The sequence below is a fragment of the Morganella psychrotolerans genome (assembly GCF_001676155.1).
Classification (GTDB): domain Bacteria; phylum Pseudomonadota; class Gammaproteobacteria; order Enterobacterales; family Enterobacteriaceae; genus Morganella; species Morganella psychrotolerans.
In genome coordinates, this window is record NZ_LZEW01000001.1 from 670,754 (window position 1) to 684,580 (window position 13,827).

A 13,827-nucleotide genomic window follows, 5' to 3' on the forward strand; every position below is an offset into this window, starting at 1 on the left:
CAGGAGATAAATAATGAAGAAATTACCTGCACTCGCATTACTTGCTACATTACTGGCCGGCTCCGCAGGCTCTGCTTTTGCTGCAAAAAACGGTGGGTTTGAAGGTCCGGGCGCACCATCTGCAACCACAGCCACCACAACCCAAACCGGCGGATTCAGCGGTCCTGATGCCCGTAAAATGACGGTTGCCGACGCGCTGAAATTATCCGATGATGCAAATGTTGTGCTGCGCGGAAAAATCGTCAGCCAGATTGATAATAAGCACTACGAATTTAAAGACAGCACCGGCACCATCCGTGTGGAAATTTCCCCGAAACGCTGGGATGGCTTAAAAGTCACTCCGCAGGATGAAATTGAAGTCGAAGGGGAAATCGATAAAGAGTGGAATAAAACCGAACTGGATGTAAAAGCGGTACGCAAAGTGCAGTAATCGCTTAATGTTTAGTTTTGAAAATGCCCCGGAATGGGGCATTTTCATATCAGCTACGCTCTGACAGTTAGCCAATTCCTAACCCACATCCGCATAAACCCGTTTAATATAACGAACAGACGCCTCTGCTTCTCCGGTTCCGGTATTTATTGCAAAGCCCATTTTGTCTGCGGTTATTTTCTGAAATTCGCCAAATAATTGCAGCATAACAAACAATGCCTGCCAGTTATTTTCCGGAGCTGCATCGGAATAGGTATCTGATATAGCCTGCATTTCTGCATTGGTCAGATAACGGGAAATATATTTCCCGGCTTTGCCGGTGGTGAGGTTAAATCCGTGTGTACAGCCAATTTTCCAGTCAAGCATCTGCATAAATACCGGGCGAATGACATTGTCTGTCATCTCTTTGGCAAAAGTGATTTCATGTCTTGCCAGACCTTTTGCCACGTTGGTGGCGCACCACCAGAACTCATTGGCGGTTTCTGCAAATAAGCGGGCATCCGGCGGGGTGATAAAATAACTGCTTTCATCTGCGGGCGGCAGCGAATTAAATAAATTATCTTTATCCAGCCAGAGAATACTCAGGCTGTCGTGTGTGTAATCCGTTGTTATATGACTGAGGGGAAACAGTGTCAAATCAATACGATGACCATCTTCATAGATCATCAGGTATGTGTATTCCGCGCGCGCAGGCGTATCTTTATTTTCCGGTAACATATCATCGGGGCATTGCTGTAATACCGGAACACCTAAGAGTGCTTCCCACGGACGGATTGATTTAGCTGCGTTAATATCCTGTACAAAAAAGACTAAGTCAAAATCCTGATATTTGTCTTTTTTTAACCTGTTTATTTGCCCGTGAGCCATTGAGAATAACTGCTCTGATATTATTGTCAGATTGCGCACAGCAAAGAATTGCCTGAGAAATATTATCGTTACTTCGCATAATCCAACTCCGGGAATAAAAAAGAAAACCCCGTCAGACAGACGGGGCGGGGAATAACGAATTACTGATAATCGTTAATCGATTGTGATTGCGTAAATAACTGATAAAACCGGAACAGATAAATAATCATCAGCCCGCTGATAATGTTATTTAAGAACAATACGATGACCATCGTAATATGTTCATTCGGCAGCGGTAACCGGCTGAGTAACATAACGGATACCTGTTTCAGTGCAAACCAGATTAAAATAGCCGGCAGAAGTGTTCTGATATTTTTCATCGCAATATTACCGCTGATTTTAATCGCGGTGAAAATACTGTTTTTTTCGGTGAACATCACGATAGGCGCGAGAGCCAGCAGCATCGCCAGCACCAGACCCGGTAAATACATGGCGACCAACCCGAGAGCTATCACTAGCGAACAGATAAGCAACAGAACTAACATGCGCGGTATACGTCCGGCAGAGCCGGTGATTGCCTGAACCGCTGTCAGAGTCTCGCCCTGTGATGCGCTGAATACCAGGAAAATTATGGATGTCACAAAAACCGCATTACCCAGCAGAGAGCCTAAAATACTGCCCAGCCCGGTTTTCAGCATCTGCCACTGGTCGTCGGCAGTCAGTGCGGCGACTGCGCGCTGAAATTCGCCGGAACCCTCATTAATATAGGTGGATTCCAACATACGGATGATATCCGTTCCGTTAGAGTTATAAGTCAGCAGGACGTTGAGAGCAACGGCAATAACGGCGGTGAGCAGAGAAATAACCAGAACAGATGCAGCCTGATTGCGGAAAAAATTAAGACTGTCGCGGGCAAGGCCTGACACCGACATGGACATGAAACGGCTCCTGTATCCTGAATGACGTTGGGTATAGACATAAATTAAAACGCTTTACGTAATTGTAAAACAAAATGGCGGAGAGTGTAACCTGCCTGCCGGGCAAAAATAGAGGTTTCAGGCATTGCAGGATAAATAACAATCATAAAAATACACATTTTCGCAACAATAATAAAACAGAGATAAAGGCTGAAAGATACACATAACATGTTTAAAATTGATATAAACCACCCGAATTATTAATACAATAAAAATGATGAAATGTGTTATTGATTCAAATCAATAAAAGAAATAAATCCCATGGAATAATAAATCCGATTTTGCGTGATTATTGTTTTTTTATTTAAATCTTGTGATCTGTCTTGGATCATAATTCGATTTAAGGCTGTATATTTCAAACTGTATTTATTGTAATTTTTTTTCTTTTTTTTTAGGATGGGATAGATAATGAAAAAGCTTTCTGCTGTGTTTTTAGCACTGGCAACGGTTTTGCCGTCAGTTTCAATTGCGCACCAGGCCGGTGATATGATTATTCGCGGCGGTACAGCAACTGTACGCCCGAATACCGGGTCTGATAACGTTCTGGGTTCTGTCGGTTCTTTTGAAGCGAATAATAATACTCAGTTAGGTTTAACCTTTACTTATATGGCAACTGATAATATCGGTATTGAATTATTAGCTGCTACTCCGTTTGAACATAAAATTTCCACCCCGGGAACGGGTGAAATTGCAACGGCTAAACATTTACCACCAACTCTGATGGCGCAATATTATTTCCGTACTCCGGAAGATAAATTACGTCCGTACCTCGGCGTCGGTATTAACTACACCTTCTTCTTTGACGAAGGATTTAACGACAACGGTAAAAATGCCGGTTTAAGTGACCTGAGCATGAGCGGATCATGGGGTGTGGCAGCGCAGGCTGGTCTGGACTATGAATTAGACAAAAACTGGTTACTGAATGCCTCTGTCTGGTGGATGAATATCGAAACAGATGTGGATTTCACCGCCGGTGGCGAAAACTATTCGTACAAAACCCGTCTTGACCCGTTTGTCTTTATGTTCGGTGCCGGTTACAAATTCTGATAACCGCAGTTAGCTGAAAATAGCTGAAAAAGAAAACGGCGCCTGAAAAAGAGCGCCGTTTTTTTATATCTGCATCATCGCAGCTTCATGGAGTTAATCACAAGCTTGACGCCCGGGACTTTACGCGCAGTATTTACAGCCAGAGTCGCTTCTTTGTCGCTTGAGACAAACCCGCTGAGCTGTACTTTACCTTTAAAGGTTTCCACACTGATTTGGGTGGATTTAATGCCTTTTTCACCCAGCAGCGCTGTTTTTACTTTTGTCGTGATCACGGAGTCATCAAAATAGCCTCCGGTGCCTTCGCTTGTTGCGCTCGGAGCACAGGCGGACAGCGTAAACGCCATAAACATGACAACAAAGAGTGATGTAACCAGTTTCATGTATTTCATATACTCTCCTTATTTATACTCGTCATACTTCAGGATGCCTGTCTTCACTTGTCGCCTACAGGTATCCCGAATTATTCAGAGTATATACCCTTATTCATTCAAACTGCAGGTGCGTTGGCGGTACTCAGCTAGTCGGGTCACATACTCATGTATGCTCCCCGTCTAACTTCCCTTGCCGCCTTCCTGCATCTTGAATGACGTTGGGTATAGATGACAATGAATGCCTGACACTTTGAGTATTAATGAAATCAATATGATTAACAACAAGAATAACCCACCAATATCAGCGCGCTAAATGAAATAATCACAATTGTGTCGCGCTTTTCATTTTCTGCGTAAATTCCCGCAGGCATTCACACATCAGCGGTACATTATCCAGATGTTCTGCAATAATATTTACTACGGCTGAACCGGAAATTGCCCCCGCCGCACCATTTTTCAGTGATTCACGGACTTGTTCCGGTTCGGAAATTCCGAAGCCCTGAATCGGTGGAGCGGCCTTATAAGCATTCAGTTTACCCGCCAGAGAGGCGAGAGATTTTTCTGCCCGGTTTTCTGTGCCGGTAACACCTGCGCGGGAGAGCAGATAGGTGTAGCCTTTCCCGGCGGCAGCAATCGCCTGAAGTAATTTGTCGTCCGCATCCGGCGGGCAGATAAAGATAGGCGCGATATTATTAGCCAGCGCAGCTTCACTGAAGGGCTGTGATTCATGTAACGGCACATCGGCGATCAGTACCGAATCCACACCGGCTGCCGCCGCATTGGCATAAAACTGATTTATCCCGCCATGAAAGACCAGGTTGGCATACATCAGTAACCCGATAGGTAACTGCGGGTATTTTGCACGGATCTGCGCTATCAGCTCAAAACAGCGGGCAGGGGTAATACCGGCGGCAAAAGCACGCAGATTGGCATCCTGAATGGTCGGACCGTCTGCCAGCGGATCAGAAAACGGAATACCGAGCTCCAGAGCATCCGCACCACCTGCCACGAGGGCATCGATAATCTGTAAAGAGACTTCTGCGGACGGGTCACCGAGCGTGACAAACGGTACAAAAGCACCCTGGTTGCGGGCCGTCAGCTGCTGAAAAAGTTGTTCATACCGGTTCATCAGAAATCACCTCTTTCTTTAAGAATGTCATAAACAGTGAAAATATCTTTATCACCCCGTCCGGAGACATTGACGATAAGAAGTTGTTCTTTCTCCGGATTTTCGCGGATCATCTTCAGGGCATGAGCCAGAGCATGGGCAGATTCCAGTGCCGGGATAATCCCTTCGTAGCGGCTCAGTGCTTTAAAGGCGTCAAGGGCTTCATCATCAGTGGCAGAGACATAGTCTGCCCGTCCGATGGCATTAAGATGCGCGTGTTGTGGTCCGACAGACGGGAAGTCCAGCCCGGCAGAGATGGAGTAAGATTCTTCAATCTGGCCGTTTTCTGTCTGCATCATCGGCGATTTCATGCCGAAATAGATACCAACGCGTCCGTGTTTCAGCGGTGCGCCGTGCTCACCGGTTTCAATGCCGTGTCCGCCCGGCTCGACACCAATCAGGCTGACAGATTCATCGGGGATAAACCCGGCAAATGCGCCGATAGCATTAGAGCCACCGCCGATACAGGCGATCACCGCATCCGGCAGGCGACCTTCGCGTTCCAGAATTTGTGCGCGGGCTTCATCGCCGATCATGCGCTGAAATTCACGGACAATGGTCGGGTACGGGTGCGGACCTGCCGCTGTGCCCAGCAGATAGTGGGCGCGTTCATAACTGCCGCTCCAGTCGCGCAGTGCTTCATTACAGGCATCTTTAAGGGTGGATGAACCACTGTGAACCGGGATCACTTCTGCCCCCATCAGGCGCATACGAAAAACGTTGGGTGACTGACGCTCGACATCTTTGGCGCCCATATACACACGGCATTTCATGCCCAGCAGTGCGCAGGCGAGTGCTGTTGCCACGCCGTGCTGACCGGCACCGGTTTCCGCAATAATTTCGGTTTTACCCATGCGTCTTGCCAGCAGTGCCTGTCCCAGAACCTGGTTGGTTTTATGTGCGCCGCCGTGCAGTAAATCTTCCCGCTTGAGATACAGTTTGGTTTTGCTGCCCGCCGTCAGATTTTTGCATAGTGTCAGTGCGGTCGGGCGTCCTGCATAGTTTTTCAGGAGATCGGTAAATTCGCGCTGAAATTCCGGGTCTTCTTGTGCGGCAATAAAGGCATCTTCCAGTTGATCCAGAGCCGGGATTAAAATCTGCGGGACAAATTGCCCGCCGAACTCGCCAAAATAGGGATTTAACTTACTCATTTTTCTGATCCTTTCTGTTTAAGTCGTTAGGCAACGTGCATATGTAATTTTTCAAATAAGATGCGGATTTTGTCTGCATCTTTAATTCCGGGGGCGGATTCTGCGCCGGAGTTAAAATCCAGCCCGGATGCGGCGCAGGATACAGCTGCAAGGCAGTTTTCCGCATTCAGCCCGCCCGCAAGGGTAAAGGGCACCGGCAGTGAGGCGGGCAGTGTTGTCCAGTCAAATGTATGTCCGGAGCCGCCTTTACCGTTATCCAGAACCAGGCGCACCACGCCGTCAGGCACGGTAATATCAGGCTGATGTGACATATCCAGCGCTTTCCAGATTTCACACTGCACCGGCAGATGCAGGCGGAGCATCGCAATATCATGGGCATCTTCGCTGCCGTGTAACTGAACAGCATGCAGTTTCAGGCGGCGGGCAATGGCGGCAATCTCTGCCGGGTCGTGATTTCGGAACACACCGACATACGCCAGCGGTGCGCCGGATATAACAACAGCGGCTTGTGTTTCATTCACATAACGCGGGGAATCACTGACAAATATCAGTCCGCCAAATGTGCCACCGGCGTCATAGACGGCGCTGGCATCATCTGCGCGGGTCAGTCCGCACACTTTGTGCTCACCGAATATCAGGCGGCGGATAGCAAAATCCAGATCCGCCTGCGCCATAATCGCACTGCCGATCAGAAACCCATTGGCATACGGGGAGAGCTCGCGGATGTGCTGATGCGTGGTAATGCCTGATTCGCTGATAATAATGCAGTCAGCCGGAATGCGCGGCGCAAAGTCTTTTGTGCGGTTGCGATCAATCGAGAGATCGCGTAAGTCTCGGTTATTAATACCGATGACTTTTGCCTCCAGATGAATGGCGCGGGTCAGTTCCTCTTCTGTACTGACTTCTGTCAGCACGCCCATATTCAGAGAGTGAGCAAGGGTCGCGAGAGAGTGATATTCCGCATCATTGAGCACAGACAGCATCAGTAAAATCGCATCAGCACCGTAATGGCGTGCCAGATAGACCTGATAGGCATCAATCATAAAATCTTTGCACAGTACCGGCTGTGAAATCTGCGCTCGTACCCGGCGCAGATAGTCATGCTGCCCCTGAAAGTATTTTTCATCTGTCAGAACAGACACTGCGGCTGCATAAGGTGCATAAGCAAGGGCAATCTCTTCCGGATTAAAATTCTGTCGGATCAGTCCTTTGGATGGCGATGCTTTCTTGCATTCTAAGATATACACTGTTTTTGTGCTGCTCAGTGCCTGATAAAAATCCCGGTCACTTGGCTGTAATGTATCGGCAAAATTCAGTAATGGCTCTTGTTTTTTTCCGCTCGATCAATGAGATACGTTTATCATTGATGATTTGTTCTAATACGGTGCCTTTCATGGTCATTATCCTCTCGCGGCCAGGGCGGTGACGCGCTCAAAGGCGTTGCCACTGTGGATCATTGCCAGCGCATGATGCGCATTGGCTCGTAAGTCTTCGTTATCATTGAGTTTCATCAGCAGGGCGACATTCGCGGCAACCGCATGGTTATGCGCGGCCGTGCCTTCGCCCTGTAATAACCGGGTCAGTAACTGACGATTTTCTTCCGGCGTACCGCCGCGTAATTCATTCATATCATAAACCGGCAATGCAAAATCATCCGCCGTCAGGCTGTATTCACGAATTTCGCCGTTATGCAGCTCTGCAACCTGTGTCGCGGCATGAAGGGAAACTTCATCCATGCCGCCGCTGTGAACGACCGCTGCCCGCTGATAACCCAGCACTTTCAGGGTTTGTGCGACAGGGCGGATAAGCGCCGGGCTGTAAACACCAATCAGCGCCACCGGCGGGCGGGCGGGGTTGATAAGCGGTCCGAGGACATTAAACAGTGTGCGGGTTTTCAGTTGTTGGCGCACCGGGGCGGCAAAACGGAAGCCGTCGTGATAGTGGGGCGCAAACAGAAAACAGACGCCGACATCATCCAGGGCGCTGCGTGATATTTCAGCCGGAGTATCAAGCGCGATACCGAAGGCATTGAGCAAATCAGACGATCCGGTTCTGCTTGAAACACTGCGGCTGCCGTGTTTGGCGACTTTTATACCGCAGGCAGCGGCGACAAATGCGCTGGCGGTTGAGATATTGATGCTGTCTGAAGCATCACCGCCGGTGCCGACAATATCACTGAAACGATAGTCCGGACGGGGAAACGCCCGTGCATTGTCCAGGCAGGCTTGTGCGGCTCCGGCGATTTCGTCCGGCTGTTCGCCGCGCATTTTCATGCTGATTAAGGCTGCGGCAAGCTGGGATTCACTCAGTTCGCCACGGATAATCGCAGAGAACAGTTCCCGGCTTTCTGCCTGATTTAGTGCTTCGCCCCGGTATAGTTTTTCAAATAAATTTTGCATCTCTCTATTCCTTATTTATACCCTTATTCATTCAAACTGCAGGTTCGTTGGCTGCGCTCAGCCAGCTGGGTCACATACTTATGTATGCTCCCCGTCTGTCTTCCCTTGCCGCCTGCCTGCATCCTGAATGACGTTGGGTATTTGTCTGTTTTTTTTATGTTTTTTCAGGGTTGAGTTATGCCTGCGCCCATGCCAGCGTGTTTGCCAGCAATGCCGCACCTTCCGGGGTTAAAATTGATTCAGGGTGAAACTGTAATCCGCAAACTTTGTGTTGATCATGGCGCACCGCCATCACAATATTGTCGCTGGTGGCACAAATTGTCAGTGCCACCGGGGTGATTTCTGCGGCAAGTGAATGATAACGTGCCACTTTCATCGGGTTCGGCAGACCATTAAACATTGCCTGATTATCATGTTGCAGCAGGCTGGCTTTGCCGTGCAGTACAGTTCCTGCGCTGCTGACTTTGCCGCCGTAGGCTTCAATAATTGCCTGATGCCCGAGGCAAATTCCGATGATCGGGTAACGCCCGGTGACAGCGCGCAGCACCTGCGGCTGACAGCCTGCATCTGCCGGTTTACCGGGACCCGGAGAGAGTACCAGAACCGGATTGTGCATCTCTTCCAGTGCCGTGAGGATCACCTCTGCCGGAACCCGGTTGCGGTAAATCACCACTCTGTGCCCCTGTGCGCGGAACTGATCGACCAGGTTGTAGGTGAAAGAATCAACATTATCGAGCAGTAAAATATCAGCCATCAGAATGTCTCCTCTGCGTGATGTGCGCGGGTAATTGCGCGGATCACCGCACGGGCTTTGTTGCGGTTTTCATCGGCTTCTGCCTGCGGATCGGAATCCAGTACCACGCCGCCGCCCGCCTGAACGGTGGCGATACCGTTTTCAACATATGCGGAGCGGATAACAATGCAGGTATCAAATGTACTGTCGCCGCGAAAGTAGCCGACCGCGCCACCGTAGCTGCCACGGCGGATTTTTTCTGTCTGTGCAATCAGTTGCATGGCGCGGACTTTAGGCGCGCCGGTCAGTGTGCCCATATTCATACAGGCCTGATAAGCATGAAAAATATCCAGGTCATTACGTAATTCGCCGGTTACGCGGGACACCAGATGCATCACAAATGCATAGCGATCCACTTTTGTCAGTTCTGCCACGCTGCGGGTGCCGGGGCGGCAGATACGGGCGAGATCGTTACGGGCGAGATCCACTAACATAAAATGTTCGGCAAGCTCTTTCTGGTCAGTGCGCAGATCCAGTTCCAGGCGGCTGTCTTTATCGGCATCCACACTGCCGTCTGCATGCAATCCACGGGGACGGGTACCTGCAATCGGATAGATTTCAATCAGGCGGGTTGCGGGGTCATATTTCAGCGCACTTTCCGGTGATGCGCCGAACAGGGTGAAATCGCTGTCCTGCATATAGAACAGATACGGGCTCGGATTGCGGTTTTTCAGGACCCGGTAAGCGGCCATCGGCGACGGGCAGGGTAACTGAAAGCGGCGTGACGGCACGACCTGAAAAATATCACCCTGAACAATGGATTGTTTTAAGTCAGTGACAATACGGCAGAATACCTCATCTGAATGTGACGTTGTCACATTGATGTCCACCGGAGACACAACCGCAGAATCGGTGATTTCATCCGCCAGCATGGTTAATAACGCATTGTGCTGTGATGCCAGGCGTACCTGTTCAGTTTTGTCGTCAGTAAATGTGAGAGTGATAAGCTCGCTGGTCTGTTGTTGGTGATCAATGGTCAGCAGGGTTTCTGCCAGATAAAAGCAGTAATCCGGGCAATTATTTACCGATGTTACAGCCGGTAATGCTTCAAAACCGGCTACTAAATCATAACTGAACAGACCGCCGCAGAATAAATTCCGGCGGTCATCAGGCGTTGACGGCAGGTTCATCAGGGTGCGCAATACATCAAATACAGAATCTGCGCGCAGCCGGGTATCTTCATCAGTATCTGCCGCAGGGGGTGTGAAGCGGACAGTCAGCATGTTCTCTGTGATTTCACATACCGCTTTTGCTGCCAGTTGTGTATGCAGTGCCGGTAACAGCGCCGCTCCGTTTATATTCAGGGCTTCTATGGTCACGGTATGACCCGGGCAGCGTATCCGCAGGGCGCTGTGCAGAATAAGCAGACTTTTTAAATTTGCCTTGGAGGTTATTTCAGCAGATTCTAATAACAGCGTTGCCGGGCGCTGTGCACAAAGTGCGGTAAAGACAGCGGCAGGATCCGGCTGATAGACCGGATAATCAATCAGGGTTATATGTGTGAAAATCGGGCTGTTCATTATTATTTACCTTATCTCATGAGTATTTTTGCCATAAAAAAACCCGCCATGGGGCGGGTTCTGTGCTTTGGTTCAGCCTGTCAGCTGACATGCACGCACAACCATTCCGCCCGACGGGAAGAGTTACGCCACCAACGATTGTTTAGTTTGTGCATGTTCATGGGATGTCCTTTATGAAATCTGTGATTAAATATGCCTCGTTCTACGTACTAGTAAACTAGATCGCGATTGGTGTGTCAAGGATATTTGTGGAATACTACGCCTCCCCGGGAAAAGCCCGGGTAAACAGGCGGTTGTCAGAGAGAATAAAGAGGAGACGCGATGGAGCCGGAAAACACAGGTATAGACCGGGAGTGCTATGATTTGCACAGCCATACCACAGCGTCAGACGGCATTCTGACACCAGAGCAGTTACTGGACAGAGCCCTGGAGATGGGCGTGACAGTGTTAGCGATTACTGATCACGATACGACAGATGCACTTCCTGTTGCGCATCATTATCAGCAGACACATAATTTGCCGCTGAAAGTGATTAATGGTGTTGAAATATCAACGCTGTGGGAACATCATGAAATTCATATTGTCGGGCTGAATATTGATATTCAGCACCCGGCTATGACACAATTATTAGCGCAGCAATCAACACGCCGCCGTGAGCGCGGAATGCAGATAGGCGAGCGCCTGGAGAAGGCCGGTATTCCCGGCACCTGGGAAGAAGCTTGTGAGCTGGCGCAGGGCGGAGAAGTCACCCGCGGGCATTTTGCCAGGGTGTTGATTGCCCGGAAAGTGGAATCCACTATTCCGAAAGTGTTTAAACGCTTTTTAGCCCGTGGAAAAACCGGCTATGTGCCGCCGCAGTGGTGTGAAATCAGTGAGGCGGTTGACGCTATTCATGCCGCCGGTGGTCAGGCGGTGCTGGCGCATCCCGGTCGCTACGGGTTATCCGCCAAATGGCTGAAACGGTTGTGTGATTTCTTTAAACAGACCGGCGGTGATGCCATGGAAGTGGCACAGTGCCAGCAGGCACCGGATGAGCGCCGGGTTCTGGCGGAATATGCGTTAACATACGGATTAAAAGCCTCTCAGGGATCCGATTTTCATCAGCCGTGTTCGTGGATAGAACTGGGCCGTAAATTGTGGTTGCCGGGAGGCGTGATACCAGTCTGGCAGGATTGGTCGTGAAGGATTAACAGAGGAAATACAATGGGCCAGATGTTTCATATCCATCCTGATAACCCGCAGGCACGCGTAATAAAGCAGTGCGTGGAGATTATCAATAAGGGCGGCGTGGTCATTTATCCGACCGATTCCGGCTATGCTATCGGCTGCCGGTTGGAAGATAAAGACGCATTACAGCGGATTTGCCGCCTGCGTCAGATTGACAGTAATCATAACTTTACCCTGATGTGTCGTGATTTATCCGACATTTCGACCTACGCCCAGGTGGATAACAGCGTATTTCGTTTAATCAAAAATAATACGCCGGGTAATTACACCTTTATTCTGCGGGCAACAAAAGAAGTGCCCCGCCGTCTGATGAGTGAAAAACGTAAAACAATCGGGATGCGGATACCAGCTAACCCGATTGCTATGGAACTGCTTGCCGCAATGGGTGAGCCTATTATGTCTGCCAGCCTGATCCTGCCGGGTAATGATTTCGCGGAATCTGATCCGGAAGAGATCAATGATACCCTCGGTAAGCAGGTGGATTTGGTAATTAACGGCGGATATATCGGGCAGCAGCCGACAACGGTGATTGACCTGACAGATGACACGCCGGTTATTGTCCGTGAAGGTACCGGGGATGTTTCACCGTTCCTGTAACCGCCGCAGATGTGCATGGTATGTGTAAAATGCGTTAGCGCCGTGCATGAACCTGTGTATAATGTTGCGGTTGATTTTCATGACGCCTGTGAAGGCGACAGCAGAGGGTGCTCAATGAGCCAGAAGACAGAAAAGTTACAAAAAGTATTAGCCCATGCAGGGCATGGTTCACGCCGTGAAATTGAAGGCTATATCGAAGCAGGACGCATCTCTATTGACGGAAAAACCGCCACACTTGGCGACCGTATTGATGTGAATACCAGTGCAAAAATCCGTTTTGACGGGCGTGTACTGGGTGTTAAAGACGCACAAAAAAATCCGTGTCGCGTACTGGCATACTACAAACCGGAAGGGGAATTATGTACCCGTAATGATCCGGATGGCCGTCCGACCGTATTTGACCGTTTACCTAAAATTTCAGGGGCACGCTGGATTGCAGTCGGGCGCCTGGATGTTAATACCAGTGGTTTGCTGTTATTCACAACCGACGGTGAGCTGGCAAACCGCCTGATGCACCCGAGCCGTGAAGTGGAACGCGAATATGCGGTGCGTGTATTCGGTGAAGTGGATGACACCAAGCGTAATCAGTTATTGAAAGGTGTTCAGCTGGAAGATGGTCCTGCCTCATTCCGCGCCCTGAAATTTAAGGGCGGTGAAGGGATCAACCAGTGGTTTAATGTCACGCTGACAGAGGGCCGTAACCGGGAAGTCCGCCGTATGTGGGAAGCCGTGGGTGTGCAGGTCAGCCGCCTGATCCGCGTCCGCTACGGGGATATTGATTTACCTAAAGCGCTGCCGCGTGGCGGGTGGGTTGAACTGAACCTGGAAAAAACGAATTACCTGCGCGAATTAGTGGGGCTGGCACCTGAAATAACAACAAAAGTGTCAGTGGAAAGTGATAAGCGCCGGATCAAAGCGAATCAGATTCGCCGTGCGGTGAAACGTCATGCTCTGCCGGGAGCCGGTGCGCCGAAGCGTACTTCTGCCCGTCCTGCCTCTTCCCGCCAGGGAACCGGTGTTACCCAGAAGCGCCGCGCAGGGAAATAACCGCGTTTTTTACGAAAAACACGTATTTTTGTGTGTCCGGATAGCTGAGTAATATTATAAACGCCCGAAGTAAGTGACTGCGGGCGTTTTTTTTATGTCCGGATCATGCAAATACTCATCAGGTACGTTAAGATATTCTGTCTGTGCTTTCATCAGCGGGCGTATTTCCGGTAAAAGACCTTTTCTGTGAAGGAGATGAATATCGCGATAACCAGATATAGCCTGTTTGCGCTCATCGGCTTTCTTCAGGGATG

Annotated in this window: 14 protein-coding genes, 1 pseudogene and 1 other annotated feature; of the genes and pseudogenes, 5 read left to right on the plus strand and 10 right to left on the minus strand. The window is 49.6% G+C overall.

The window, feature by feature from the left end; all coding sequences use genetic code 11:
• Positions 1-13: 13 nt before the first annotated feature.
• Positions 14-430, plus strand: a complete 417-nt coding sequence (locus AYY16_RS03365) for a YgiW/YdeI family stress tolerance OB fold protein (protein ID WP_067362074.1) — start codon at positions 14-16, stop codon at positions 428-430.
• A gap of 78 nt (positions 431-508) precedes the next feature.
• On the opposite strand, the gene AYY16_RS03370 is transcribed toward AYY16_RS03365, so the two are convergent.
• The 3 genes from AYY16_RS03370 to AYY16_RS03375 all read right to left on the minus strand — a co-directional run bounded on the left by AYY16_RS03370 (position 509) and on the right by AYY16_RS03375 (position 2,214).
• Positions 509-1,297 (minus strand): aminoglycoside 6-adenylyltransferase, encoded by a 789-nt coding sequence (locus tag AYY16_RS03370; RefSeq protein ID WP_082970573.1) that lies wholly within the window; start codon positions 1,295-1,297, stop codon positions 509-511.
• Positions 1,245-1,376, minus strand: a complete 132-nt coding sequence (locus AYY16_RS21640) for an aminoglycoside 6-adenylyltransferase (RefSeq protein ID WP_082970574.1) — start codon at positions 1,374-1,376, stop codon at positions 1,245-1,247. Before AYY16_RS21640 ends, AYY16_RS03370 begins: the two co-directional genes overlap by 53 nt.
• A 61-nt stretch (positions 1,377-1,437) precedes the next feature.
• A complete protein-coding gene (locus AYY16_RS03375; RefSeq protein WP_067362077.1) occupies positions 1,438-2,214 on the minus strand; it encodes a YciC family protein in 777 nt (258 codons plus the stop codon).
• Positions 2,215-2,661: 447 nt separating this feature from the next.
• Here AYY16_RS03375 and ompW point away from each other — a divergent pair, with 447 nt between their 5' ends.
• Entirely contained in the window at positions 2,662-3,300 is a 639-nt protein-coding gene (ompW, locus tag AYY16_RS03380) for an outer membrane protein OmpW (protein ID WP_067362080.1), read from the plus strand.
• Positions 3,301-3,374: 74 nt separating this feature from the next.
• Here the strand turns inward: ompW and AYY16_RS03385 are convergent, their stop codons facing one another.
• The 7 genes and pseudogenes from AYY16_RS03385 to AYY16_RS03415 form a co-directional block, all read right to left on the minus strand.
• Positions 3,375-3,689, minus strand: coding sequence for a BON domain-containing protein (locus AYY16_RS03385; RefSeq protein WP_067362083.1), 315 nt, complete (start codon positions 3,687-3,689; stop codon positions 3,375-3,377).
• Between the two features lie 304 nt (positions 3,690-3,993).
• On the minus strand, positions 3,994-4,800 hold the full coding sequence (gene trpA, locus AYY16_RS03390; protein WP_067362086.1) for a tryptophan synthase subunit alpha: 807 nt from the start codon (positions 4,798-4,800) through the stop codon (positions 3,994-3,996).
• Complete coding sequence (gene trpB / locus AYY16_RS03395) at positions 4,800-5,990, minus strand: tryptophan synthase subunit beta (RefSeq protein WP_067362089.1); 1,191 nt, start codon at positions 5,988-5,990, stop codon at positions 4,800-4,802. Before trpB ends, trpA begins: the two co-directional genes overlap by 1 nt.
• Before the next feature lie 26 nt (positions 5,991-6,016).
• Positions 6,017-7,385, minus strand: a pseudogene (trpCF, locus tag AYY16_RS03400) (bifunctional indole-3-glycerol-phosphate synthase TrpC/phosphoribosylanthranilate isomerase TrpF).
• A gap of 5 nt (positions 7,386-7,390) precedes the next feature.
• The gene (trpD, locus tag AYY16_RS03405) at positions 7,391-8,389 is read right to left on the minus strand and encodes an anthranilate phosphoribosyltransferase (protein WP_067362093.1); all 999 of its coding nucleotides are present in this window, start codon (positions 8,387-8,389) and stop codon (positions 7,391-7,393) included.
• A 175-nt stretch (positions 8,390-8,564) separates the two neighbouring features.
• Positions 8,565-9,143 carry an aminodeoxychorismate/anthranilate synthase component II gene (locus tag AYY16_RS03410; protein WP_067362096.1) on the minus strand — a complete coding sequence of 193 codons (579 nt, stop codon included), beginning with the start codon at positions 9,141-9,143 and terminating at the stop codon, positions 8,565-8,567.
• Entirely contained in the window at positions 9,143-10,702 is a 1,560-nt protein-coding gene (locus AYY16_RS03415) for an anthranilate synthase component 1 (RefSeq protein WP_067362099.1), read from the minus strand. Before AYY16_RS03415 ends, AYY16_RS03410 begins: the two co-directional genes overlap by 1 nt.
• 33 nt (positions 10,703-10,735) lie before the next feature.
• Positions 10,736-10,842: a sequence feature (Trp leader region), on the minus strand.
• Between the two features lie 181 nt (positions 10,843-11,023).
• Between AYY16_RS03415 and rnm the strand changes: the two genes are divergently transcribed.
• The 3 genes from rnm to rluB all read left to right on the plus strand — a co-directional run bounded on the left by rnm (position 11,024) and on the right by rluB (position 13,573).
• Complete coding sequence (gene rnm, locus AYY16_RS03420) at positions 11,024-11,884, plus strand: RNase RNM (RefSeq protein ID WP_067362102.1); 861 nt, start codon at positions 11,024-11,026, stop codon at positions 11,882-11,884.
• 21 nt (positions 11,885-11,905) lie between these two features.
• The gene (locus AYY16_RS03425) at positions 11,906-12,526 is read left to right on the plus strand and encodes an L-threonylcarbamoyladenylate synthase (protein WP_067362105.1); all 621 of its coding nucleotides are present in this window, start codon (positions 11,906-11,908) and stop codon (positions 12,524-12,526) included.
• 114 nt (positions 12,527-12,640) lie between these two features.
• A complete protein-coding gene (gene rluB, locus AYY16_RS03430) occupies positions 12,641-13,573 on the plus strand; it encodes a 23S rRNA pseudouridine(2605) synthase RluB (RefSeq protein ID WP_067362108.1) in 933 nt (310 codons plus the stop codon).
• Positions 13,574-13,827: the final 254 nt, after the last annotated feature.